Source organism: Pseudomonas sp. StFLB209, from assembly GCF_000829415.1.
In the GTDB taxonomy this organism is placed as follows: Bacteria; Pseudomonadota; Gammaproteobacteria; order Pseudomonadales; family Pseudomonadaceae; genus Aquipseudomonas.
On the sequence record NZ_AP014637.1, the window covers coordinates 3,173,308 to 3,195,238 of the forward strand.

Sequence of the window (21,931 nt, forward strand, 5' to 3'; positions counted from 1 at the left end):
GCCATGTTGTAAGCATCCTCTTGCAGGTAGCCCTTGTGCGACCTGTGGGCGCGCCCAACGCGCTTTTCATCTGTCCAGGCTTCTCTTGCTCATGAACATCCGCCAAGCCAGGCCCGCACCTTCGAGCGAATGCCCGAAAGGAGTGGCCTATTAAACCGCTTTTCGCCAAAGGCCCTTCGCTGGGTGTGCGTCTGCTCGTGCTGGCGGTGCTGTCTGTAACGCTGATGGTGGTGGACGCCCGTTTCACCCTGCTCAAGCCGGTGCGCAGCCAGATGTCGCTGGTGCTGATGCAGGCTTACTGGGTCGTCGATTTGCCACAGCGTCTTTATCAGGGCGTTGCCTCGCAATTTGGCAGCCGCACCGAGCTGCTCGCCGAAAACGAGAAACTCAAGACTGAAGCCTTGCTGCTGCAAGGGCGCCTGCAGAAACTGGCAGCCCTGACCGAGCAGAACGTGCGGCTGCGCGAATTGCTCAACTCCTCGGCGCTGGTCAACGAGAAAGTCGAGGTGGCCGAACTCATCGGCATGGACCCCAACCCGTTCACTCATCGCATCATCATCAACAAAGGCGAGCGCGACGGTGTGTTCCTCGGCCAGCCGGTGCTCGATGCCCGCGGGTTGATGGGCCAGGTGGTCGAGTTGATGCCTTATACCGCCCGGGTCCTGCTGCTGACCGACACCACTCATAGCATTCCGGTGCAGGTCAACCGCAACGGCTTGCGCGCTATCGCCAGTGGTACAGGCAACCCGGAGCGTCTGGAATTGCGGCATGTGGCCGATACCGCTGATATCAAAGAGGGTGATCTGCTGGTCAGCTCTGGCCTGGGCCAGCGCTTCCCGGCCGGTTATCCGGTGGCGACGGTCAAGGAAGTGATTCACGATTCCGGGCAACCGTTCGCCATTGTGCGGGCGGTGCCTACTGCCGCTTTGAATCGCAGTCGCTACCTGCTACTGGTGTTTTCTGACGGGCGTTCGCCTGAAGAGCGTGCCGCAGAGGCGGCCCAGGCCCAGGAAAGCCTGGACAGAAGCGAAGCCGCGGTAGCGCCTGCGACACCTGCCACTTACGCGCCGGTGCTGTCGAACATTCCGGGGGCGTTGTTGCCGTTCTACCCAGGCCCTATACCGGGCCTTGCGGCGCCGGCCACGCACAGCACGCCGCAGCCGGCCAGCCCTGCGCCGGCCAGCAGTCGCCCGGCCGCCAGGCCGGCGGCGAGCCCACCGGCAGCGGCCCCCGCGAACAGAACACCGTCCACCTCCCGGGAGCCTATTGATGGTTAGTCATGTATCCGGGCGCAATGGCTGGGTGGTCTGGCTGACGTTCGCCATCGGCCTGTTGCTCAGTATCGTACCGTTGCCACAGTTCATGGAGTTCTTCCGGCCCATGTGGCTGGCGCTGTTGATGACCTTCTGGGCGCTGACCCTGCCGCATCGCATCGGCATGACCACCGCCTGGTTGCTGGGGCTGATGGAGGATGTGCTGTATGGCACCTTGCTGGGCCAGCATGCATTGATCCTGACGCTGATCACCTGTCTGGTCATGGCCTTGCAGCAGCGCCTGCGGATCTACCCGATGTGGCAGCAATGCCTGATCCTGCTGGTGGTCTATGGCGTCGCGCAACTGGCCCAGTTGTGGCTCAGCGCGCTGACGGGCAATCGCCAGCCGACCCTGACCCTGGTCCTGCCGGCGCTGGTCAGTGCCTTGCTGTGGCCATGGATCAGCTATGGCTTACGCGGGCTGAGCAAACGCTTGAAAATCAATTAAGCCAGGCGCTCCAGGCGGGGCGTCGCTGACAAGGAGACGTCCTCATGCCACCTGTGCTTTACCTGGCTTCCGGTTCACCGCGACGTCGTGAGCTGCTGACCCAGATCGGCATCCCTTTCAACGTGCTGAGCGCGCAGATCGACGAAAGCCCTTTGCCTGATGAGCCACCGGCCAGTTATGTCGAGCGTCTGGCGCGGGGCAAGGCGGCGGCCGGCCTGGCCTTGCTCGACCATGAGCCTGCCTGTGTCATGGGCGCTGACACGGCAGTGGTGCTGGACGGTCGAATTCTTGGCAAACCGCAGGATGAGGCCGATGCCCTGGCCATGCTGGCTGCCTTGTCGGGGCGTGAACACCAGGTACTCACCGCCGTGGCGGTGCTTGATCGGCAGCGCTGCGAAAGTCGGGTGGTGAGCAGTCAGGTGCGGTTCAGAGCGATCAGCGCCGACCAGGCGCGGGCTTATTGGTCCACGGGCGAGCCGCAGGACAAGGCGGGCAGCTATGCGATTCAGGGGCTGGCAGCCATATTTGTCGAGGCCCTGCACGGCAGTTATTCCGCGGTTGTCGGCTTGCCGTTGTGTGAAACAGCAGACCTGCTGGGGCTTTTCGGCATACCCTGTTGGCAAGGCCCGGAAGGTGAGCAGCCATGAGTGAAGAAATCCTGATCAATATCACCCCCATGGAGTCCCGTGTGGCGGTGGTCGAAAACGGTGTTCTGCAAGAGGTCCACGTCGAGCGCACCCAGCGTCGCGGCATTGTCGGCAATATCTATAAAGGCAAGGTCGTCAGGGTCTTGCCCGGCATGCAGGCTGCCTTCATCGACATCGGCCTGGATCGGGCAGCATTCATTCATGCCTCGGAAATCTCCCTGCGCGAAGGCTCGGCGGTCGAGCCGATCAGCTCGCTGGTGCATGAAGGCCAGAGCCTGGTGGTCCAGGTCACCAAGGACCCTATCGGCAGCAAGGGCGCACGCCTGACCACGCAGTTGTCCATTCCGTCGCGCTATCTGGTGTATATGCCGCGCACCGCGCATGTCGGCATCTCACTGAAGATCGAAGACGAGGGCGAGCGCGAGCGCTTGAAAAAGGTGGTCAGCGACTGCGTCGAGCAGGAGGGCATCAAGGAGGCCGGCGGGTTTATCCTGCGTACCGCTGCCGAAGGCGCCGGTGCCGACGAAATCCTCATGGACATCCGTTACCTGCGCCGCCTGTGGGATCAGATCGGCGAGCAGATCAAGACCATCAGCCCGCCCAGCGTCATCTACGAAGACCTGGGTCTGGCGTTGCGTACTTTGCGCGACCTGGTCAGCCCGCGGATCGAGAAGATCCGCATCGACTCGCGGGAAACCTTCCAGAAGACCGGCCAGTTCGTCACTGAACTGATGCCCGAGATCGCCGATCGCCTGGAGCACTACCCCGGCGAGCGACCGATCTTCGATCTGTACGGCGTCGAGGATGAAATCCAGAAAGCGCTGGAGCGCAAGGTGCCGCTTAAGTCCGGCGGCTACCTGGTGGTCGATCCGGCCGAGGCAATGACGACCATCGACGTCAATACCGGTGCTTTTGTCGGTCATCGCAACCTTGAAGAAACCATCTTCAAGACCAATCTGGAGGCGGCCACCGCCATCGCCCGGCAACTGCGCCTGCGCAACCTGGGCGGCATCATCATCATCGACTTCATCGACATGGAAGACGTCGAGCATCAGCGTCAGGTGCTGCGCACCCTGGAGAAACAGCTCGAACGCGACCATGCCAAAACCAACATCATCGGCATCACCGAGCTTGGCCTGGTGCAGATGACCCGTAAACGTACCCGTGAAAGCCTGGAGCAGATCCTTTGCGAGCCCTGCCACTGCTGTCAGGGGCGCGGCAAGCTGAAAACGCCGGAGACCATCTGCTATGAGATATTCCGCGAAATCCTGCGTGAGGCCCGGGCGTATCAGGCGGTCGGTTACCGGGTGCTGGCCAACCAGCGGGTCGTTGACCGCCTGCTCGACGAAGAGTCGGGCAATGTCGCGGAACTTGAAGCCTTCATTGGCCGAACCATTCGCTTCCAGGTCGAGTCAATGTATTCCCAGGAACAATACGACGTTGTGCTGCTGTAGGAGCGGCTTTAGCCGCGACACGCGGACCCGGTGGGAAGAGCCGGCCGGCGCCCCGGTCTGCTCGCGAAGAGGCCAGTAAAGTCACAGCATCTGCTGCGAATGTGCTGCCGTCTTCGCCAGCAGAGTTGCCTCCCACCTAGATTTGTGTGCTTAACCGAACAGTATTGGCTTTAGCCGCGAACACCCTGCAAACAACCCGCCCAGCGTATCGATGCGAGTAACGTGTGACCAATGAGCAAACCTCGGCCCCGACTGCACTGGCCTGTATGAAACAACCCCCCATGCGACGGATTTTCGTCTGATGGGGCGTGTGCCTGGCCTGTTGGCAACCCTGACGCGTTGGGGGTTGAGCCTGTGTGCCTTGCTGTTGGTCCTGGCGGCCTTGTACGTCAGCCTTGGCCGGCAACTGGTGCCCATGGTCGCCGAATACCGTGCCGATCTTGAAAGCCGGGTCAGCAGCGCACTCGACATGCCGGTCAGCATTGGCAGCCTGGAAGGCCGCTGGAGCGGCTTCGCTCCGGTGTTGCTGGCCCATGATGTGATGGTTGGCTCAGGCGGCAATCAATTGCGCCTCGATCAGGTGCGGGTGGTGCCGGCGCTGTGGGCCAGCCTCAAGGCCCGGACGGTGCGTCTGGCGCATCTGGAAGTCAGCGGTCTGCAAGTGGTGCTCAGCCAGGCCGAAGACGGTCAGTGGCGCTTGCAGGGGCTGCCGGTCAAGGACGACACCCCGACCGATCCGACGCAGGTTCTCAACAGCCTGCAGCAGGTCGCGCATCTTTCGCTGCTCGACAGCCAGGTCACGGTGCAGCCGTTCCAGGCCAACCCGCTGACGTTCACCTACGTCAACCTGAGTCTGGTCAGCGGCAGCTGGCAGCAGCGCCTGGACGCCCGTTTGAATCTGCCAGATGGCCAGCCGCTGGCATTGAACGTAAAGGCCCGCGTCGATGCCAGCCGCTGGCGCGAAGCCCAGGCCGATGTCTATCTGAGCCTGCCACAGAGTGACTGGGCCAAATGGTTGCCCGGCAACCTGACCCGTGACTGGCATCTGCACACCCTGAAGGCCGGTGGCGAGTTCTGGCTGGGCTGGGACAAGGGCACAGTGCAGCGTGCAGCAGTGCGTCTCAATGCGCCGCAACTGGAAGGCGGTTACCAGCAGCACAAACCTGCGCGCATCGACAATCTGGCGCTCAATGCCTGGCTGGCGCGCAACGATCAGGGGATCCGGGTCACCCTCGGTTCGCTGGCCATGAGTCTGGGCGAGCAGCGCTGGGAGAGTCGGGTGCAGGTCCAGCAGCATCAGGCCCGGCCCGGCAGCGAGAATGAGGAACGCTGGCATGTCGAGGCCGACCGTCTCGACCTGACCCCACTGACCCCGCTGCTTCAGGCGCTGGCACCGATGCCCGATGGTCTGCGCGAGGTGGTCAAGCGCCTGCAGGTCACTGGCGGGCTGCGCAATGTGTTGCTCGACTGGCGGCCGCAGGCCAGCGGTGACGAGCGGCTGAGCTTTGCCGCCAACCTGGACCGGGTCGGTTTCGATGCCTACCACGGCGCGCCGGCCGTCGGTAACGTCAGCGGGGCGATCAGCGGTGATCTGGGCAAAGGCGAGCTGCGTCTGGCCACGGATGACTTCATGCTGCATCTGGACCCGATTTTCGCCAAGCCCTGGCACTACCTCAAAGCCAACGCTCGCCTGACCTGGACCCTCGATCAGGAGCGTTTCACCCTGATTGCGCCGTACATCAAAGTGCTTGGCGAAGAGGGCAAGATCGCGGCGGATTTCTTGATCCGTATTCATCTCAAGCCCGGTCATGAAGACTATATGGACCTGCGCGTCGGGCTGACCGACGGCGACGGCCGGTTTACCGGCAAGTACCTGCCTGCCGTCCTCAGCCCGGCGCTGGACCACTGGCTGCGTACCGCTATTGTGGCGGGAGATGTCAGGGAAGGGTTTTTCCAGTACCAGGGCTCGTTGCACAAGGACGCCAGCGACACCGCGCGGGTGATCAGCCTGTTCTTCGATGTGGGCAATGCAACACTGGATTTCCAGCCGGGCTGGCCGTTGCTGACCGGCATCGACGGCAAGGTGTATGTCGAGAACAGCGGGGTGCGGATCAAGGCCAGCAAGGGCCAGCTGCTCGATACCCGGGTCAGTGACGTGCGCGTCGAGGTGCCGCATGCGCCCAAAGGGCAGCCCAGCCATCTGTTGGTAGACGGCAAGTTTGCAGGCAGCCTGGTCGACGGTTTGAAAATCCTCCAGAGCGCGCCGCTTGGTACGGCGGCGACGTTTGCCGGTTGGCAGGGGCAGGGGCCGCTCAATGGCAGCCTGAAACTGGACATCCCGCTGGAGAAGGGCCTGGAGCCGAAGATCCTGGTGGATTTTGCCAGTGAGGGCGCGCAACTCAAACTGGCCGACCCGGTGCTGGACCTGACCCAGCTCAAGGGCGAGTTCCGTTTTGACAGCGCGCGGGGGTTGTCTGGCAAGGGTATCAGTGCTCAGGCGTTCGGTCGTCCGGTTACCGCCGAGATTGCCGCTGAAGGCAAGCCAGGCGCGAACGTCACGCGCATCACTGCCAATGGGCAGATTGCCTTGAAGCGTCTCACCGACTGGCTGAGCTTTACCCAGCCGCTACCGGTGTCGGGCGATATTCCCTACCAGTTGCAGTTGCTGCTCGATGGCGCGTCGACGCCGCTGTCGATCACTTCAAGCCTGCAAGGATTGGCAGTGGATCTGCCGGCCCCGTTCGGCAAATCCCGTGATGAAGCCCGCCCCAGTGAATTGCGGATGACCCTGCAAGGCAGCGAACGGCGTTTTGATGCGGCCTATGGTGAGCTGGCCAATCTGGCCTGGGCGGCGCCGGCCAGCAACCCGGCACAAGGCCGTGGCGAGCTGTTTATCGGCCAGGGCGGCGCAGTGGTGCCCCAGGCCAAAGGCTTGCGGATTACCGGCAGCCTGGCGGAACTGGACCTCAGCCCCTGGCAGGACATTGCTCAGCGCTACAGTGGCAACGACCCCGGCGGCAGCGCCCGACAGACCCTTGGCGGTGTGGATCTGCAGGTCGGCAGGCTGACCGCCATGGGCACCACCCTGGACCAGGCGCGGGTTCAGTTGGAGCGCAATGCTGCCGCCTGGCGATTGTCGCTGGACAGTACCCAGGCCAAAGGCAGTGCGCTGTTGCCCGATGCCAAAAACGCGCCGATCGACATCGCCATGCAGTATGTACGCTTGCCAGCGCCCGATCCTGACGCGCCGGTGGTGGAGAACCCGCCTGACCCGCTGGTGGATGTTGACCCGCGCAAGATTCCGGCACTGAACGTCAATATCAACCAGCTGTTCCAGGGCCAGCAACTGGTCGGCGCCTGGGCGCTGAAAATCCGTCCGACGCCGACAGGCTTGCGCTTGAGCGATCTGAGCCTGGGGCTCAAGGGCCTGTTGCTGGAGGGCGAGGGTGGCTGGGAAGGCGCGCCAGGGGCCAGCAGCAGTTGGCTCAAGGGGCATATGGCGGGCAAGAATCTGGGCGATGTGCTCAAAGCCTGGAATTTCGCCCCGACCGTGACCAGTCAGACGTTCGATCTGGACATCGACGGGCGTTGGCCCGGCTCGCCAGCCTGGGTCGGTCTGAAGCGTTACTCCGGCAGCCTGGATGCGACGCTGCGCAATGGTCAGTTCGTCGAGGTCGAGGGCGGTGCGCAAGCGTTACGGGTATTCGGCTTGCTGAATTTCAACTCCATCGGCCGTCGCCTGCGGCTGGACTTCTCCGACCTGTTGGGCAAGGGCTTGAGTTACGATCGGGTCAAAGGTCTGTTGGTGGCCAGCGACGGTGTCTATGTGACACGCAAGCCGATCACCCTGACCGGTCCGTCGAGTAATCTTGAGCTGGACGGCACCCTGGATATGGTCAAGGATCGGGTCGATGCCAAGCTGCTGGTCACTCTGCCGGTTACCAACAACCTGCCGATTGCCGCGCTGATTGTGGGTGCACCAGCCATCGGTGGTGCATTGTTCCTGGCAGACAAACTGTTGGGCGATCGTGTAGCACGCTTTGCCAGCGTCCAGTACAAGGTCGAAGGTCCCTGGAAGGAGCCGAAGATCACCTTCGACAAACCGTTCGAGAAGCCTCAGTAACCGTATTGCCGGAAAGGACTCAGGAGCAAGCCATGACATTTGCCGTCATTCAGATGGTCAGCCAGAGCGACATTGCAGACAACCTGCGCCAGGCCCGGCGCTTGCTGGAGCAGGCCGCCGGGCAGGGCGCCCGGCTGGCGGTGCTGCCAGAAAATTTCTCGGCACTGGGCCGGCGTGACGCTGCCGCCATTGGGCGTGCCGAGGCGTTGGGCAATGGTCCCATCCTGCCATGGTTGAAACAGGCCGCCCGCGACCTCAGGTTATGGATAGTCGCCGGCACCTTGCCGTTGCCGCCCGAGGGGCAGCCCGAGGGCAAGGTCACCGCCTGCTCGCTGCTGATCGATGAACACGGCGAACAGGCCGCGCGCTATGACAAGCTGCACCTGTTCGATGTGGATGTTACTGACAATCGCGGGCGCTACCGTGAGTCTGATGACTATGCTCATGGAGCCAACGTGGTGGTGGCCGACACGCCGGTAGGCCGGCTGGGCTTGAGCGTATGTTACGACCTGCGCTTTCCCGAGTTGTACACCGCCTTGCGTGAAGCGGGCGCTGAGTTGATTACCGCACCTTCGGCGTTCACCGCCGTGACCGGTGCGGCGCACTGGGAGGTTCTGATTCGCGCCCGCGCGATCGAGACCCAGTGTTACCTGCTGGCAGCCGCCCAGGGCGGCGTGCACCCCGGCCCACGGGAAACCTGGGGCCAGGCCGCGATCATCGACCCTTGGGGGCGGGTGCTGGCCGAGCAGGACAAAGGCGAAGCCGTGCTGTTGGCGCAGCGCGACAGTGAAGAACAGGCGTCCATACGGGCGCGGATGCCGGTGTCCAGTCACCGGCGCTTTACAGTGCAGGACGCGGTGCGGCCTGCTTCGGAGTGAATATGAGTGACGTGTCCTCAGTCAGCGAACACCTTCTGGCCCCTGGCGGGTTGAGCCTGGATAACCTGCAAGCGGTGCTGGGCGAGCTGGCCGGGCCGGGAATCGACGCAGCCGATCTGTACTTCCAGGGCATCATTTCCGAGTCCTGGGCGCTGGAGGACGGTATCGTCAAGGAAGGCAGTTTCAACATGGACCAGGGCGTGGGCGTACGTGCCCAGTCGGGAGAAAAAACCGGTTTTGCCTACAGCAACGCCATCAATCTGGAAGCCCTGACGGCCGCCGCAGGCGCCGCCCGCTCGATTTCCCGTGCCGGTCAGCAGGGCCGGGTCCAGGCCTTCACTGCCCAGGATGTGACTCGCTTGTACGCGGCGGATAACCCGCTCGAAGTGCTCAGCCGTGCGGAAAAAGTCGAGTTGCTCAAACGCATCGACATCGCCACCCGGGCCCTGGACCCGCGCATTCAGCAAGTGTCGGTGAGCATGGCCGGGGTCTGGGAGCAGATTCTGGTCGCCGCCGCCGACGGTAGCCTGGCGGCCGATGTGCGGCCGCTGGTGCGCTTCAATGTCAGCGTGATCGTCGAGCAGAACGGCCGCCGCGAACGCGGTGGTCACGGTGGCGGCGGACGTACCGATTACCGCTACTTCCTCAATGAAGACCGGGCCATGGGCTATGCCCGTGAAGCGCTGCGCCAGGCGCTGGTCAACCTCGAAGCGGTGCCGGCTCCGGCTGGCACCCTGCCGGTGGTGCTCGGCTCGGGCTGGTCCGGTGTGCTGTTGCACGAAGCCGTTGGCCACGGTCTGGAAGGCGATTTCAACCGCAAGGGCAGCTCGGCCTACAGCGGCCGGATTGGCGAAATGGTTGCCTCCAAACTGTGCACCATCGTCGACGACGGTACCCTGGCAGGTCGCCGTGGTTCGCTGAGCGTCGATGACGAAGGCACCCCGACCCAATGCACCACCCTGATCGAGAACGGCGTGCTCAAGGGCTACATGCAGGACAAGCTCAATGCACGGCTGATGGGCGTGGCGCGCACCGGTAATGGTCGTCGTGAGTCCTACGCGCACCTGCCGATGCCGCGCATGACCAACACCTACATGCTTGGCGGGCAGAGCGATCCACAGGAAATCATCGCCTCGGTGAAAAAAGGCATCTACTGCGCCAACCTTGGCGGCGGTCAGGTCGACATCACCAGCGGCAAGTTCGTGTTTTCTACCAGCGAGGCGTACCTGATCGAAGACGGCAAAATCACTACGCCGGTCAAGGGTGCGACCCTGATCGGCAACGGTCCGGAAGCCATGAGCCGGGTGTCAATGGTCGGTAACGACCTGAAACTGGACAGTGGTGTCGGGACCTGTGGCAAGGATGGGCAATCGGTGCCGGTTGGCGTGGGGCAGCCGACCCTCAAGCTCGATGCGATCACTGTTGGCGGCACCGGAGCCTGAGAGCAGGGCAGGAAAGGACGGGAACTAACGCAGGCCGCGCTGCAGCTCGTCCAGCTCGCGAATGTACTTGAAGATCTTGCGGCTGGAGGCTGGCGGTTTGTTGCGTGCCACCTCGTGCTGGGCCTGGCGGATCAGCGAACGCAGCTGCTGGCGATCGGCTTCGGGGTACTCGACGACGAATTTTTCCAGGTCGCCGTCGTCACCGCCAATCAGCCGGTCACGCCAGCGTTCAAGGGCGTGAAAGCGCTCGTTGTACTGACGGGTCGAGCTGTCGAGCTGGTCCACCAGCGCCAGAATGGCCTCCTGGTCCTGATCGCGCATCAGCTTGCCGATGAACAGGATGTGCCGTTTACGGGCGGCGTGAGCCGTGTGCTTGTGGGCCTCGGCCAGGGCCTTGCGCAAGCCGTCGGTCAGCGGCAGCTTGTCGAGCAGGTCGGGTTTGAAGGTGGTCAGGCGTTCGCCAAGCTCGACCAGAGCCTGCATCTCGCGTTTTACCTGGGTTTTGCTTTTCTCCCCGTCGAGGGAGTCGTCGTAAGAATCAACCATGGGGGCCGTCCGCAAATAAACGGCGCCATGATAACCACTCGGGGGCCGCTTGTCCGGTCCGCTCGGTATACGGGCCGTGCCGAAAGCAGAATTTGATGGAGAAAGTCATGAGTGCAACCCAAAGCGTCGGCCCGCAGGCCTTGTCGGCCCTTGAGCAGCAGGTTGAGCAGATCATTGCCGAAGCCCGGCGTCAGGGCGCCACGGCCTGCGAAGTGGCGGTATCCGTGGACCAGGGGTTGTCGACCTCGGTGCGTCAGCGCGAAGTCGAGACTGTTGAATTCAATCGCGATCAGGGCTTTGGCATCACCCTGTATGTCGGCCAGCGTAAAGGGTCGGCCAGCACCTCGGCAGTCGGCCCTGAAGCGATCCGTGAAACCGTCGCCGCAGCGCTGGCGATTGCCGAACACACTTCCGAAGACCAAAGCTCCGGGCTCGCCGATGCGGCGTTGATGGCTCGCGAGGTAAAGGATTTCGACCTCTACCATGCCTGGGATATCACCCCGGAACAGGCCATCGAAAAAGCGCTGATCTGCGAAGCGGCAGCATTTGATGCCGACAAGCGGATCAAAAACGCCGATGGCACCACGCTCAATACCCATCAGGGCTGCCGTGTGTACGGCAACAGCAACGGCTTTATCGGCGGTTACGCCTCGACCCGGCATAGCCTGAGTTGCGTGATGATCGCCGAAGATGGCGGCCAGATGCAGCGCGATTACTGGTATGACGTCAACCGTCAGGGCTCTTTGCTGAGCGATCCGGTAAGCATTGGACGCAAGGCTGCCGAGCGCGCAGCCAGCCGTTTGGGAGCGCGTCCAGTACCCACTTGCGAAGTACCGGTCCTGTTCAGCGCCGAACTGGCCGGCGGGCTGTTCGGCAGTTTCCTGGGCGCGATCTCTGGCGGTAACCTGTACCGTAAGTCCTCTTTCCTTGAAGGCGCGCTGGGCCAGCGGCTGTTCCCTGAGTGGCTGACCATCGATGAACGGCCGCACCTGATGCGGGCAATGGGCAGCGCCTCGTTCGATGGTGACGGCCTTGCTACCTACGCCAAACCGTTTGTCGAAAATGGCGACCTTGTGTCGTATGTGCTGAGCACCTATTCAGGTCGCAAACTGGGTATGCCCAGCACCGCCAACGCTGGCGGGGTGCATAACCTGTTCGTCAGCCACGGCAGCGAAGACCAGGCGGCACTGATCCGGCGTATGGGTCGTGGCCTGCTGGTTACCGAACTGATGGGCAGCGGCCTGAACATGGTCACCGGCGACTACTCGCGCGGTGCGGCCGGCTTTTGGGTGGAGAATGGCGAGATCCAGTTTGCCGTTCAGGAAGTGACGATTGCCGGCAACATGCGTGACATGTTCAGGCAGATCGTCGCCGTTGGCAGCGATCTTGAACTGCGCGGCAACATCCGCACCGGCTCGGTCCTGATCGAGCGCATGACCGTCGCAGGTAGCTGATAAACCACCGGTAGGAGCGACCTTGGTCGCGAATCCTCCAGACGCCCCATGTTTAACGTCTGCTGAAGATTCGCGAGCAAGCTCGCTCCTACCGATGTTCCCTCCCGAGTCGCTGCATACCCGCTGCTTTTTCCCCCTGAAATATCTATGGCGCACTCAGGGGGTTGTCTTGATTCTTAATCTCATTCAATAATGACTATCATTTCTTGGCTGGATGATGGGTCATGGGATCAGTGCTGCATGAACTACCTTATCTGGAGAACTGGCGTGAGCTGGGTCTGCGGATTCGTTGTGCGTTTGATCCTGACGAGCCGCGCCTGATCGAGCATTACCTCGCCGAAGGGCGCTATCTGGCGCGCTTTACCGCCACCCCCAAAGCGCTGGTCGCGCAATCCACGTTCCGGCTGTTGCTGGACACCGCCCGTGACACCGTACTGCCGTGGCATTGGCGCTGCCTGTGCCTGGACCAGGCCTGGCGGCCGTTGCGCGATCTCAAACTGTTGGCTGCAACCCAGACACAGCGTCACCAGTGGGATGCCTGTGTGCATGAGCTGGCGACCTGTGTGCTGCAACCGTCAATTTCTCTGACTGAACTGGTGCAAGGATATTCCGATGAGTAATACCCGTATCGAACGCGACAGCATGGGTGAACTGCAGGTCCCGGCCGAGGCCCTGTACGGCGCTCAGACCCAGCGTGCGGTAGACAACTTTCCGATCAGCCAGCAGCGCATGCCCAAGCAGTTCATCCGCGCCTTGCTGCTGGCCAAGGCCGCTGCTGCCAAGGCCAACCTGGAGCTTGAACAGATCAGCGAAGGGCAGAGCAAGGCGATTGTTCAGGCCGTCAATGATCTGCTGGGCGGCGATTTCATGGTGCATTTCCCGGTGGACATATTCCAGACCGGCTCGGGCACCAGTTCCAACATGAACGCCAACGAAGTGATCGCTACTCTGGCAACGCGCATCCTGGGCGACACGGTCAATGCCAACGATCACGTCAACTGTGGCCAGAGCAGCAACGACATTATCCCCACCACGATCCACGTCAGTGCTGCACTGGCGCTGCATGAGCATCTGCTGCCAGCGCTCAATCACCTGCTGCAAGTGACCGAACACAAGGCCGGTCAGGTGCATCAGTACGTCAAGACCGGCCGTACTCACCTGATGGACGCCATGCCAGTGCGCATGAGCCAGGTGCTCAACGGTTGGGCCCAGCAAGTGCGCGCCAATGTCGAGCACTTGCAGGCGTTGCAACCGGCCCTGCAGTCACTGGCTCAGGGCGGCACGGCGGTGGGCACCGGTATCAACGCCCATCCGGAGTTTGCCAAGCGGTTCAACGCCCACCTCAGTGCACTGAGTGGCGTGAGCTTTACGCCGGGCAAGGACCTGTTTGCCCTGATCGGCTCGCAAGACACGGCCGTGGCCGTGTCGGGCCAGCTCAAGGCCACTGCCGTGTCGCTGATGAAAATCGCCAACGACCTGCGCTGGATGAATTCCGGCCCACTGGCGGGCCTGGGTGAAATCGAACTGCAAGCCTTGCAGCCCGGTTCGTCGATCATGCCGGGCAAGGTCAACCCAGTGATTCCTGAAGCGACCGCCATGGTGGCTGCTCAGGTCATCGGCAACGATGCAGCCATCACCGTAGCGGGCCAGTCAGGCAACTTCGAACTTAACGTAATGCTGCCGATCGTGGCTTCGAATCTGCTCAGCAGCATTGAGCTATTGGCCAACTCCAGCCGCCTGTTGGCCGACAAGGCCATCGCCAGTTTCAAGGTCAATCAGGAAAAACTGCAGGAAGCGCTGTCGCGCAATCCGATTCTGGTGACCGCGTTGAACCCGATCATTGGTTATCAGAAAGCCGCTGAAATCGCCAAGAAGGCGTATCAACAAGGCCGGCCGATCATCGATGTCGCGCTGGAACATACCGACCTGCAACGCAGCCAGCTGGAAGTGTTGCTCAACCCTGAAAAACTCACCGCTGGCGGTATCTGAGCCGGCGCTCTGGAGGTAGACCATGCAGCATTGGAAACGCATCATCGAACAAGCCAATCGCTGTTTCAATCTCGGCGAGTGGGTTGAAGCTCGTGAGTTATACCTCCAGGCCCTGGCGCTGGCCCAGGTGCTGTTCGAGCGCTGGGCCGACCCCGACGAAGCGGTCGCCGCCTACGTCATCTCGCACCACAATCTGGCCGATCTACACTTGAGCCTGGGGCAGCCTGAAGAAAGTGCCGAGTACCTTTGCGCGGTGCATCAACGGTTGTTACAGGCCATTCAGGATTCGCGTCTGCCCGAGACGCTGCGCCAGGCGGCGCTGCGCCATAGCAACAAGACCTACGCCGAGCTGTTGAGCTTCATCAGCGAACATGGCGAGTACCCGCGCACCAACAGATTGCTGAACAGCGCCGGCGAACACAGCCGTTCGTCGCTGCATCACCATTCAGCCACTGGCCAATACCAAGGAGTCCATTGAAATGACCTATAGCCTGCCTGCCTTGCCTTACGCCTACGATGCGCTGGAACCGCACGTCGATGCGCAAACCATGGAAATCCACCACACCAAACACCATCAGACCTACATCAACAACATCAACGCGGCCCTGGAGCAGCCTGAATACGCCCAGTACAAAGAACTGAGCGTCGAGGACCTGGTGCGCAAGATCGCCAGTCTGCCAGAGGCTCTGCGCCCGGTGGTCAAGAACCATGGCGGTGGCCACGCCAACCACTCGCTGTTCTGGACCGTGATGAGTCCTGAAGGTGATCGCGAGCCCAAAGGCGAGCTGGCCAGTGCCATCGATGCGCAACTGGGCGGCTTTGCAGCGTTCAAAGAGGCTTTCACCAAGGCTGCTACTGTCCAGTTCGGCAGTGGCTGGGCGTGGCTGAGCGTTACCCCGGAGAAAAAGCTGGTGGTCGAGCACAGCGGCAACCAGGACAGCCCGTTGATGCACGGCAATACGCCGATTCTTGGCCTGGATGTCTGGGAGCACGCTTACTACCTGAAGTATCAGAACAAGCGGCCGGAGTACATCGCTGCCTTCTACAACGTCATCAACTGGGCTGAAGTGGCGCGCCGTTACGCTGCTGCGCTGGCCTGATCAACCCTTTGAGTCCTCAAGGCACGTCATGAGTCTGGAAATGTCGGTTACCAATCGTGTTCGCCTGTTTCGTCTGGCCTTCGGAAGCCTGCTGCTTCTGGGAGGGATTGCCTTGCTGACAGTCCAGGCACTGGACTGGGTGACACGTCTGTCCCTGGCATAAAGCCTCAGGCGCCCTGTGCCAGGACAGGGTGGCTGTGGTGGTGGCGGTCTTGCAGACAATAAAAACGGGGCGCTTATGGCGCCCCGTTTTTGTGTCCGGCTTTGTCATGCGGCAGATTATTCGCCTTCATCAAAATAATTGTTGATCAGCGCTACCAGCCCTTCGAGTGCCTGATCTTCCTGCTCGCCCTCGGTGAGCAGGTGAATTTCGGTGCCCTTGCCGGCGGCCAGCATCATGACGGCCATGATGCTCTTGCCGTCGACCATGCTCTCTGGGGTGCGGCCAACCCGGATCTGGCAGGGGAACTTGCCGGCGACGCCGACGAACTTGGCAGCAGCGCGGGCATGCAGGCCCAGTTTGTTGATAATGGTGATTTGACGAGCGGGCATCGCTGTGGAAGTCCTTCAACTGAGGTCGCGGTGACGAACCTGAACGTTCTTGAGTGATTGTTGCAGGACCTGGCCCAGGCGTTCGGTCAGATAGACCGAACGGTGATGCCCGCCGGTGCAGCCGATGGCGACGGTCACGTAGGAGCGGTTACTGGCGGCAAACCGCGGCAGCCACTTGTTGAGATGGGCGAAGATGTCCTGAAACATTTCTTCCACATCGGGCTGGGCCGCGAGGTATTCGGCTACCACCGGATCAAGCCCCGAATGCTCGCGTAGCTCCGGCTTCCAGTAGGGGTTGGGCAGGCAGCGCACGTCGAACACCAGATCGGCGTCCACCGGCATGCCACGCTTGAAGCCGAACGACTCGATCAGGAAAGCCGTACCGGGCTCGGGCTTGTTCAGCAGGCGCAGCTTGATGGTGTCACGCAACTGATAGAGGTTCAGGTGTGTGGTGTTGATCTTCAGGTCGGCCAGATCAATGATCGGCCCCAGCAGTACGCTTTCGTCACGTATGGCTTCGGCCAGCGAGCGCTGCGAGTTGCTCAGCGGATGGCGTCGCCGGGTTTCCGAGAAACGTTTGAGCAGGGTAGCGTCGTCGGCGTCCAGATACAGCACATCACAGTGGATGTGCCGAGCGCGTACCTCATCGAGGATCTGCGGGAAGCGGGTGAGGTGGCTGGGCATGTTGCGTGCGTCGATGGACACAGCCAGCAGCGGCTCGCTTTGTTCGGTATTGAGCAACGCGCGTTCGGCCAGTTCAGGCAGCAAGCCTGCCGGCAGATTGTCGACGCAGTAGAAACCGTTGTCTTCGAGCATGTCGAGCGCGGTGCTCTTGCCCGAACCGGAGCGGCCACTGACGATGATCATGCGCATGCTCACCGGCCTTTCAGTTCATCCAGCACGGCGTGATGAAGCGCCTCACCGCTGTGTGCCGCGCGCAGGCGCTCACGCACTTCGGCGCGGTCGAGCATGCTGGCGATCTGGCGTAACAGCTCCAGATGTTCATCGGTGGCAGCTTCGGGAACCAGCAACACGAACAGCAGATCGACCGGTGCGCCATCGATGGCGTCAAAATCAACCGGTGCTTCCAGGTGCAGGACAGCGCTCACCGGCGCGCTGCAGGCGGCGAGGCGGCAGTGAGGAATGGCAATGCCGTTGCCAAAGCCGGTCGATCCGAGCTTTTCGCGGGCGACCAGACTCTCGAATACGGTTTGAGTATCCAGCGTAGGTACTTCGCGGCCAATCAGGTTGGCAATCTGTTCGAGTACGCGTTTTTTACTGCCCCCCGGCACGTTAACCTGGGAACGGCCGGGGGTCAGGATGTCTTCAAGTCGGATCATGGATTGGGTGTGTTAGCGAGCGGTCGCACCTTTGAGGATGCTTTGCTGCTTTTCCTTATGCTTGAGCAATTGTCTGTCGAGCTTGTCGGTGAGCAGGTCGATGGCGGCATACATGTCGTCATGCTCGGCGTTGGCCACGACCTCACCGCCATGGATGTGCATGGTGGCTTCGATTTTCTGTTTCAGTTTCTCGACGGTCATGGTGACCTGGACATTGGTGATCTTGTCGAAATGTCCTTCGAGTTTTTTGAGTTTGAGCTCCACATATTCGCGCAGGGGCTTGGTCACTTCCAGTTGATGTCCACTGATATTGACTTGCATACAGCTTTCTCCTTTGCCTGTGCATAAAGGGGCAGGTCGACTACCTGCCTCTGGAACGCTGTGGCGCTCACCCGGCATCGACCCCAAACGAGGTCGTGCCCGGTAGCCGGTCAGTCACATCAGCCGCTTGCGTTCGCTCGATGGCGCAATGCCCAGCGATTCGCGGTACTTGGCGACGGTGCGACGGGCGACCTGAATGCCTTGTGCTTCCAGTAAACCAGCGATCTTGCTATCACTCAATGGCTTTTTCTGATTTTCCGCAGCAACCAGTTTCTTGATGATTGCGCGGATGGCTGTGGAGGAGCATTCACCGCCTTCGGAAGTGCTGACATGGCTGGAGAAGAAGTACTTCAACTCGTAGATGCCACGCGGGGTATGCATGAATTTCTGGGTGGTGACCCGGGAAATGGTCGACTCGTGCATGCCAACCGCTTCGGCAATATCGTGCAGCACCAACGGCTTCATGGCCTCATCGCCGTATTCGAGAAAGCCGCGCTGGTGCTCGACGATCTGGGTGGCCACCTTCATCAGGGTCTCGTTGCGGCTTTGCAGGCTCTTGATGAACCAGCGTGCTTCCTGCAACTGGTTACGCATGAAGGTGTTGTCGGCGCTGGTATCGGCACGGCGCACGAAGCCGGCATATTGCGGGTTGACGCGCAGGCGCGGCACCGCTTCCTGGTTCAGCTCCACCAGCCAGCGGTCGGTGTCCTTGCGCACGATGACGTCCGGCACCACATATTCCGGCTCGCTGGATTCGATTTGCGAACCCGGGCGCGGATTGAGGCTTTGCACCAGCTCGATGACCTGGCGCAGTTCATCTTCCTTGAGTTTCATGCGCCGCATCAGTTGCGAGTAGTCGCGGCTGCCCAACAAGTCGATGTAGTCGCTGACCAAGCGCTGCGCTTCAGCCAGCCAAGGGCTCTTGGCCGGGAGCTGGCGCAATTGCAGGAGCAGGCATTCGCTGAGGGTGCGCGCACCGACACCGGCCGGTTCGAACTGCTGGATGCGGTGCAGGACGGCTTCGATCTCGTCGAGTTCGATGTCCAGTTCAGGATCGAAGGCTTCCAGAAGTTCTTCCAGAGGCTCTTCCAGGTAACCCTGGCCATTGATGCAGTCGATCAGGGTGACGGCGATCAGGCGATCGGTGTCGGACATCGGCGCGACATTGAGCTGCCACAGCAGGTGGCTCTGCAGGCTTTCACCGGCCGATGTGCGGGTGGTGAAGTCCCACTCGTCATCGTCGCTGCCGGGCAGGCTGCTGGCGCTGGTCTGGTAGATGTCTTCCCACGCCGTGTCGACCGGCAGCTCATTGGGAATACGCTCGCTCCAGTCGCCTTCTTCAAGGTTGTCCACGGTCGTGGCGGTTTCCTGGAAGCTTGGTTCCGGCTGTTCGCTGGCCGGCTTGTTTTCGATATTGTCCGCCATCGGGTCGGAATTATCGAAGTCGTCGCCTTCTTCCTGGCGCTCCAGCATGGGGTTGGATTCCAGCGCTTCCTGGATTTCCTGCTGCAGGTCCAGAGTCGATAGCTGAAGCAAGCGGATAGCCTGTTGCAGCTGCGGTGTCATCGTCAGCTGCTGGCCCATTCTCAAGACTAGCGATGGTTTCATGGCAGTTGCTCAACACCTTCATTCGCCGGCGCGGGGAGCGCCATCCACTACAGGGCATCGATAGCTGTCGTGGGAAAGTGTCGGCAGGTTGCCAGCCTCGGATGCAGTCATCGGACCTGGAGAGCGGGCTCGAAAACACGCATTTACCCGTAGCTGATTGGCTTGGGAAAAACCGTGACTTTCGAGTGCTTTCGTCTTGCCTTGGCTGCGCTCGCTACGCTTTCTCACGGCCTCTGATCGATGCCGCCTTTATTAAGCAAGTTATATGCCTGAATTCTAAAGACTTGCCTAGAGCATCAGGACAAATAATCTGTTGTCAACAGCCAGTGTGTAACCAAGGGAGGTCTACAAACGGAACTCGTGGCCCAGGTACACCTCTTTCACCAGCTGGTTGGCCAGGATGGTTTCTGCATCGCCTTCGGCAATCAACTGGCCGTCGTTGACGATGTAGGCGGTCTCGCAGATGTCCAGGGTCTCGCGCACGTTGTGATCGGTGATCAGTACGCCGATGCCCTTGGCCTTGAGGTGGTGAATGATCTGCTTGATATCACCCACGGAAATCGGGTCTACCCCGGCGAAAGGCTCGTCGAGCAGGATGAACTTGGGGGCCGTGGCCAGCGCGCGGGCGATCTCTACGCGGCGACGCTCGCCGCCGGAGAGGCTCATGCCGAGGCTATCGCGGATATGGGTGATATGGAATTCCTGCAGCAGGCTTTCCAGTTCGGCGCGGCGTGCGGCGGCGTCCAGTTCCTTGCGGGTTTCCAGGATCGCCATGATGTTGTCGGCCACGGTCAGCTTGCGGAAGATCGAGGCTTCCTGTGGCAGATAACCGATGCCGGCGCGTGCGCGACCATGCATGGGTTGGTGGCTGACATCGAGGTCATCGATCAGCACTCGCCCCTGATCGGCCTGGACCAGGCCGACGATCATGTAGAAGCAGGTGGTCTTGCCGGCGCCGTTAGGGCCCAGCAGGCCGACGATCTGTCCGCTGTCAATGGACAGGCTGACATCGCGTACGACCTGGCGGCTCTTGTAGCTCTTGGCCAGATGCTGGGCTTTAAGCGTCGCCATTTACTGGGCCTTCTGCTGCTGTTCGGGTTTCTTTTTCGGCTGGATGACCATGTCGATGCGCGGACGTGGCGCAGTGACCTGGCTGCCGGTAGCGCGGCCGGCACTGACCACCTGGCGCACAGTGTCATAGACGATCTTCTCGCCTTCTGACGTGTTGCCGTCGTTGATGACCTTGGCCTTGTCGATCAGCACGATGCGATCCTGTGCTGCGTAGTACTGGATGGTCACTGCATAGGCCTGGACGATGGGTTTGTCCACCGAAGGCTTCTGCTCGTAGTAGGCCAGGTTGCCGACCGAGGTGAACACGTCGACTTCACCCTGGGCGTTACGGGTGATGGTCACGGTGTTGCCGGTGATCTTCATCGAGCCCTGGGTGATGATGACATTGCCCTTGTAGGTGGCGATGCCTTTTTTGTCGTCCAGCTGCGCGTCATCGGACTGAATGTGGATCGGCTGATCACGGTCAGTTGGCAGGGACCAGGCGCTCGCGCTTCCCAGTGCTGCGCTCAGGCCGAGCAAGAAAGGAAGGGTTTTAACGAGCCTCATACTGTCCTCTTACTTTGGACAGCAGGTCCATCCTGCCGTCTTTCAAATATGCTTTCATCCCTACAGCCGTGCTGACACCGCCGCCGGCGTCGATTCTAACGGCTTGCTCGGTCTGCGCATATTGCTTCTGTGGGAATACAGTCATTCGACTGCTGGTAATGATGGTCGCGCGCTGCTTTTCATCGGTGCGTGCAACGCGAACGTTGTCGATCAGTTCGACCTGCTCGCCACCGGGCGATACTTCGCCGCGGGCGCTCTGCACGTGCCATGGAAAGGCCGTGCCACGGTACATGTTCAGGTCCGGGCGGGTCAGCAGGGTGACATCGCTGGCCTTGACGTGCTCGACCTTGTCGGCGGTCATCTCGTACTGCACCTTTCCGTCGGGCAGGTACTGTACGCTGCGCGCATTGATCGCGTAGTAGTCGATGGCAGTCTCGTCGGCCTTCACGGCAGGCTGGTCCATGAAGCTTTCCGGACTGACGTTCCAGTAGCCGACGGCGGCCAGCAGCAACGCCAGCACGCCAAGGATCAGGAAAGTACGAATCTTCTTGCTGAGCATAAGTGGTGTCTACAGATAGGCGGCATGGGCCGCTTCAAGGTTGTTCTGCGCTTCAAGAATCAGCTCGCAGAACTCGCGGGCTGCGCCTTCGCCACCGCGTGCTCGGGTCACGCCATGGGCGTGCTGACGCACGAAAGTGGCGGCATTGGCCACAGCCATACCCAGCCCTACGCGGCGAATCACCGGCAAGTCTGGAAGATCATCACCCAGATAGGCGACCTGTTCGTAACTCAGGTTCAGTTCAGCGAGCAGTTGATCAAGCACCACCAGTTTGTCTTCGCGGCCCTGATACAGGTGGGCAATGCCCAGATTCTTTGCCCTGCGCTCGACCACCGGGGTCTTGCGCCCGCTAATGATAGCCGTTGTCACGCCTGAGGCGATGAGCATCTTGATGCCCTGGCCGTCGAGGGTGTTGAAGGTCTTGAATTCGCTGCCGTCTTCCAGGAAGTAGAGGCGCCCGTCAGTGAGGACACCGTCCACATCGAAAATGGCTAACTTGATGCCTTTGCCACGCTGCAGCAGTTGCTCGGTCATTGCGTT

22 protein-coding genes are annotated in these 21,931 nt (G+C 61.2%); 12 read left to right on the forward strand and 10 right to left on the reverse strand.

The genetic code is table 11. The annotated features are described in order from the left end of the window. Positions 1 to 197 precede the first annotated feature (197 nt). The 7 genes from mreC (at position 198) to tldD (ending at position 10,305) form a co-directional block, all read left to right on the forward strand. Complete coding sequence (gene mreC / locus PSCI_RS14120) at positions 198 to 1,277, forward strand: rod shape-determining protein MreC (protein ID WP_045494316.1); 1,080 nt, start codon at positions 198 to 200, stop codon at positions 1,275 to 1,277. Further along, positions 1,270 to 1,761: a rod shape-determining protein MreD gene (gene mreD, locus PSCI_RS14125; RefSeq protein WP_045487847.1), complete on the forward strand. Its 492-nt coding sequence runs from the start codon at positions 1,270 to 1,272 to the stop codon at positions 1,759 to 1,761. The genes mreC and mreD overlap by 8 nt, the downstream gene beginning before the upstream one ends. Positions 1,762 to 1,805: 44 nt before the next feature. Continuing rightward, entirely contained in the window at positions 1,806 to 2,408 is a 603-nt protein-coding gene (locus PSCI_RS14130) for a Maf family protein (protein WP_045487850.1), read from the forward strand. Continuing rightward, a complete protein-coding gene (rng, locus tag PSCI_RS14135) occupies positions 2,405 to 3,862 on the forward strand; it encodes a ribonuclease G (RefSeq protein ID WP_045487853.1) in 1,458 nt (485 codons plus the stop codon). Before PSCI_RS14130 ends, rng begins: the two co-directional genes overlap by 4 nt. Before the next feature lie 301 nt (positions 3,863 to 4,163). After that, positions 4,164 to 7,985 (forward strand): YhdP family protein, encoded by a 3,822-nt coding sequence (locus PSCI_RS14140; RefSeq protein ID WP_045487856.1) that lies wholly within the window; start codon positions 4,164 to 4,166, stop codon positions 7,983 to 7,985. A gap of 32 nt (positions 7,986 to 8,017) precedes the next feature. Beyond that, a complete protein-coding gene (locus PSCI_RS14145) occupies positions 8,018 to 8,863 on the forward strand; it encodes a carbon-nitrogen hydrolase family protein (RefSeq protein ID WP_045487859.1) in 846 nt (281 codons plus the stop codon). 2 nt (positions 8,864 to 8,865) lie between these two features. Further along, the gene (gene tldD / locus PSCI_RS14150) at positions 8,866 to 10,305 is read left to right on the forward strand and encodes a metalloprotease TldD (protein ID WP_045487862.1); all 1,440 of its coding nucleotides are present in this window, start codon (positions 8,866 to 8,868) and stop codon (positions 10,303 to 10,305) included. A gap of 24 nt (positions 10,306 to 10,329) precedes the next feature. On the opposite strand, the gene yjgA is transcribed toward tldD, so the two are convergent. Further along, positions 10,330 to 10,851 (reverse strand): ribosome biogenesis factor YjgA, encoded by a 522-nt coding sequence (gene yjgA / locus PSCI_RS14155; protein WP_045487864.1) that lies wholly within the window; start codon positions 10,849 to 10,851, stop codon positions 10,330 to 10,332. Between the two features lie 107 nt (positions 10,852 to 10,958). Here yjgA and pmbA point away from each other — a divergent pair, with 107 nt between their 5' ends. The 5 genes from pmbA to PSCI_RS14180 all read left to right on the forward strand — a co-directional run bounded on the left by pmbA (position 10,959) and on the right by PSCI_RS14180 (position 15,394). Continuing rightward, positions 10,959 to 12,305 carry a metalloprotease PmbA gene (gene pmbA, locus PSCI_RS14160; RefSeq protein ID WP_045487867.1) on the forward strand — a complete coding sequence of 449 codons (1,347 nt, stop codon included), beginning with the start codon at positions 10,959 to 10,961 and terminating at the stop codon, positions 12,303 to 12,305. Between the two features lie 224 nt (positions 12,306 to 12,529). Then, positions 12,530 to 12,925, forward strand: coding sequence for a hypothetical protein (locus tag PSCI_RS14165; RefSeq protein WP_045487870.1), 396 nt, complete (start codon positions 12,530 to 12,532; stop codon positions 12,923 to 12,925). Then, positions 12,918 to 14,294: a class II fumarate hydratase gene (locus PSCI_RS14170; RefSeq protein WP_045487873.1), complete on the forward strand. Its 1,377-nt coding sequence runs from the start codon at positions 12,918 to 12,920 to the stop codon at positions 14,292 to 14,294. Before PSCI_RS14165 ends, PSCI_RS14170 begins: the two co-directional genes overlap by 8 nt. A gap of 22 nt (positions 14,295 to 14,316) precedes the next feature. Then, the gene (locus tag PSCI_RS14175) at positions 14,317 to 14,772 is read left to right on the forward strand and encodes a tetratricopeptide repeat protein (protein ID WP_045487876.1); all 456 of its coding nucleotides are present in this window, start codon (positions 14,317 to 14,319) and stop codon (positions 14,770 to 14,772) included. A gap of 1 nt (position 14,773) precedes the next feature. After that, positions 14,774 to 15,394, forward strand: coding sequence for a superoxide dismutase (locus PSCI_RS14180; protein ID WP_045487879.1), 621 nt, complete (start codon positions 14,774 to 14,776; stop codon positions 15,392 to 15,394). Between the two features lie 279 nt (positions 15,395 to 15,673). On the opposite strand, the gene PSCI_RS14185 is transcribed toward PSCI_RS14180, so the two are convergent. The 9 genes from PSCI_RS14185 to PSCI_RS14225 form a co-directional block, all read right to left on the reverse strand. Then, positions 15,674 to 15,946: an HPr family phosphocarrier protein gene (locus tag PSCI_RS14185; RefSeq protein ID WP_045487882.1), complete on the reverse strand. Its 273-nt coding sequence runs from the start codon at positions 15,944 to 15,946 to the stop codon at positions 15,674 to 15,676. A 15-nt stretch (positions 15,947 to 15,961) separates the two neighbouring features. Continuing rightward, the gene (gene rapZ, locus PSCI_RS14190; RefSeq protein WP_045487885.1) at positions 15,962 to 16,819 is read right to left on the reverse strand and encodes an RNase adapter RapZ; all 858 of its coding nucleotides are present in this window, start codon (positions 16,817 to 16,819) and stop codon (positions 15,962 to 15,964) included. Between the two features lie 2 nt (positions 16,820 to 16,821). Beyond that, a complete protein-coding gene (gene ptsN, locus PSCI_RS14195) occupies positions 16,822 to 17,286 on the reverse strand; it encodes a PTS IIA-like nitrogen regulatory protein PtsN (protein WP_045487888.1) in 465 nt (154 codons plus the stop codon). Between the two features lie 12 nt (positions 17,287 to 17,298). Next, positions 17,299 to 17,607, reverse strand: coding sequence for a ribosome hibernation-promoting factor, HPF/YfiA family (hpf, locus tag PSCI_RS14200; protein ID WP_045487891.1), 309 nt, complete (start codon positions 17,605 to 17,607; stop codon positions 17,299 to 17,301). A gap of 114 nt (positions 17,608 to 17,721) precedes the next feature. Further along, positions 17,722 to 19,215: an RNA polymerase factor sigma-54 gene (locus PSCI_RS14205; protein ID WP_045487894.1), complete on the reverse strand. Its 1,494-nt coding sequence runs from the start codon at positions 19,213 to 19,215 to the stop codon at positions 17,722 to 17,724. 345 nt (positions 19,216 to 19,560) lie between these two features. Beyond that, positions 19,561 to 20,286, reverse strand: a complete 726-nt coding sequence (lptB, locus tag PSCI_RS14210) for an LPS export ABC transporter ATP-binding protein (RefSeq protein ID WP_045487896.1) — start codon at positions 20,284 to 20,286, stop codon at positions 19,561 to 19,563. Further along, the gene (lptA, locus tag PSCI_RS14215; protein ID WP_045487898.1) at positions 20,287 to 20,832 is read right to left on the reverse strand and encodes a lipopolysaccharide transport periplasmic protein LptA; all 546 of its coding nucleotides are present in this window, start codon (positions 20,830 to 20,832) and stop codon (positions 20,287 to 20,289) included. Then, a complete protein-coding gene (gene lptC / locus PSCI_RS14220) occupies positions 20,819 to 21,391 on the reverse strand; it encodes an LPS export ABC transporter periplasmic protein LptC (RefSeq protein ID WP_045487900.1) in 573 nt (190 codons plus the stop codon). The genes lptA and lptC overlap by 14 nt, the downstream gene beginning before the upstream one ends. A gap of 9 nt (positions 21,392 to 21,400) precedes the next feature. Then, on the reverse strand, positions 21,401 to 21,925 hold the full coding sequence (locus tag PSCI_RS14225; RefSeq protein ID WP_045487902.1) for a KdsC family phosphatase: 525 nt from the start codon (positions 21,923 to 21,925) through the stop codon (positions 21,401 to 21,403). Positions 21,926 to 21,931 lie beyond the last annotated feature (6 nt).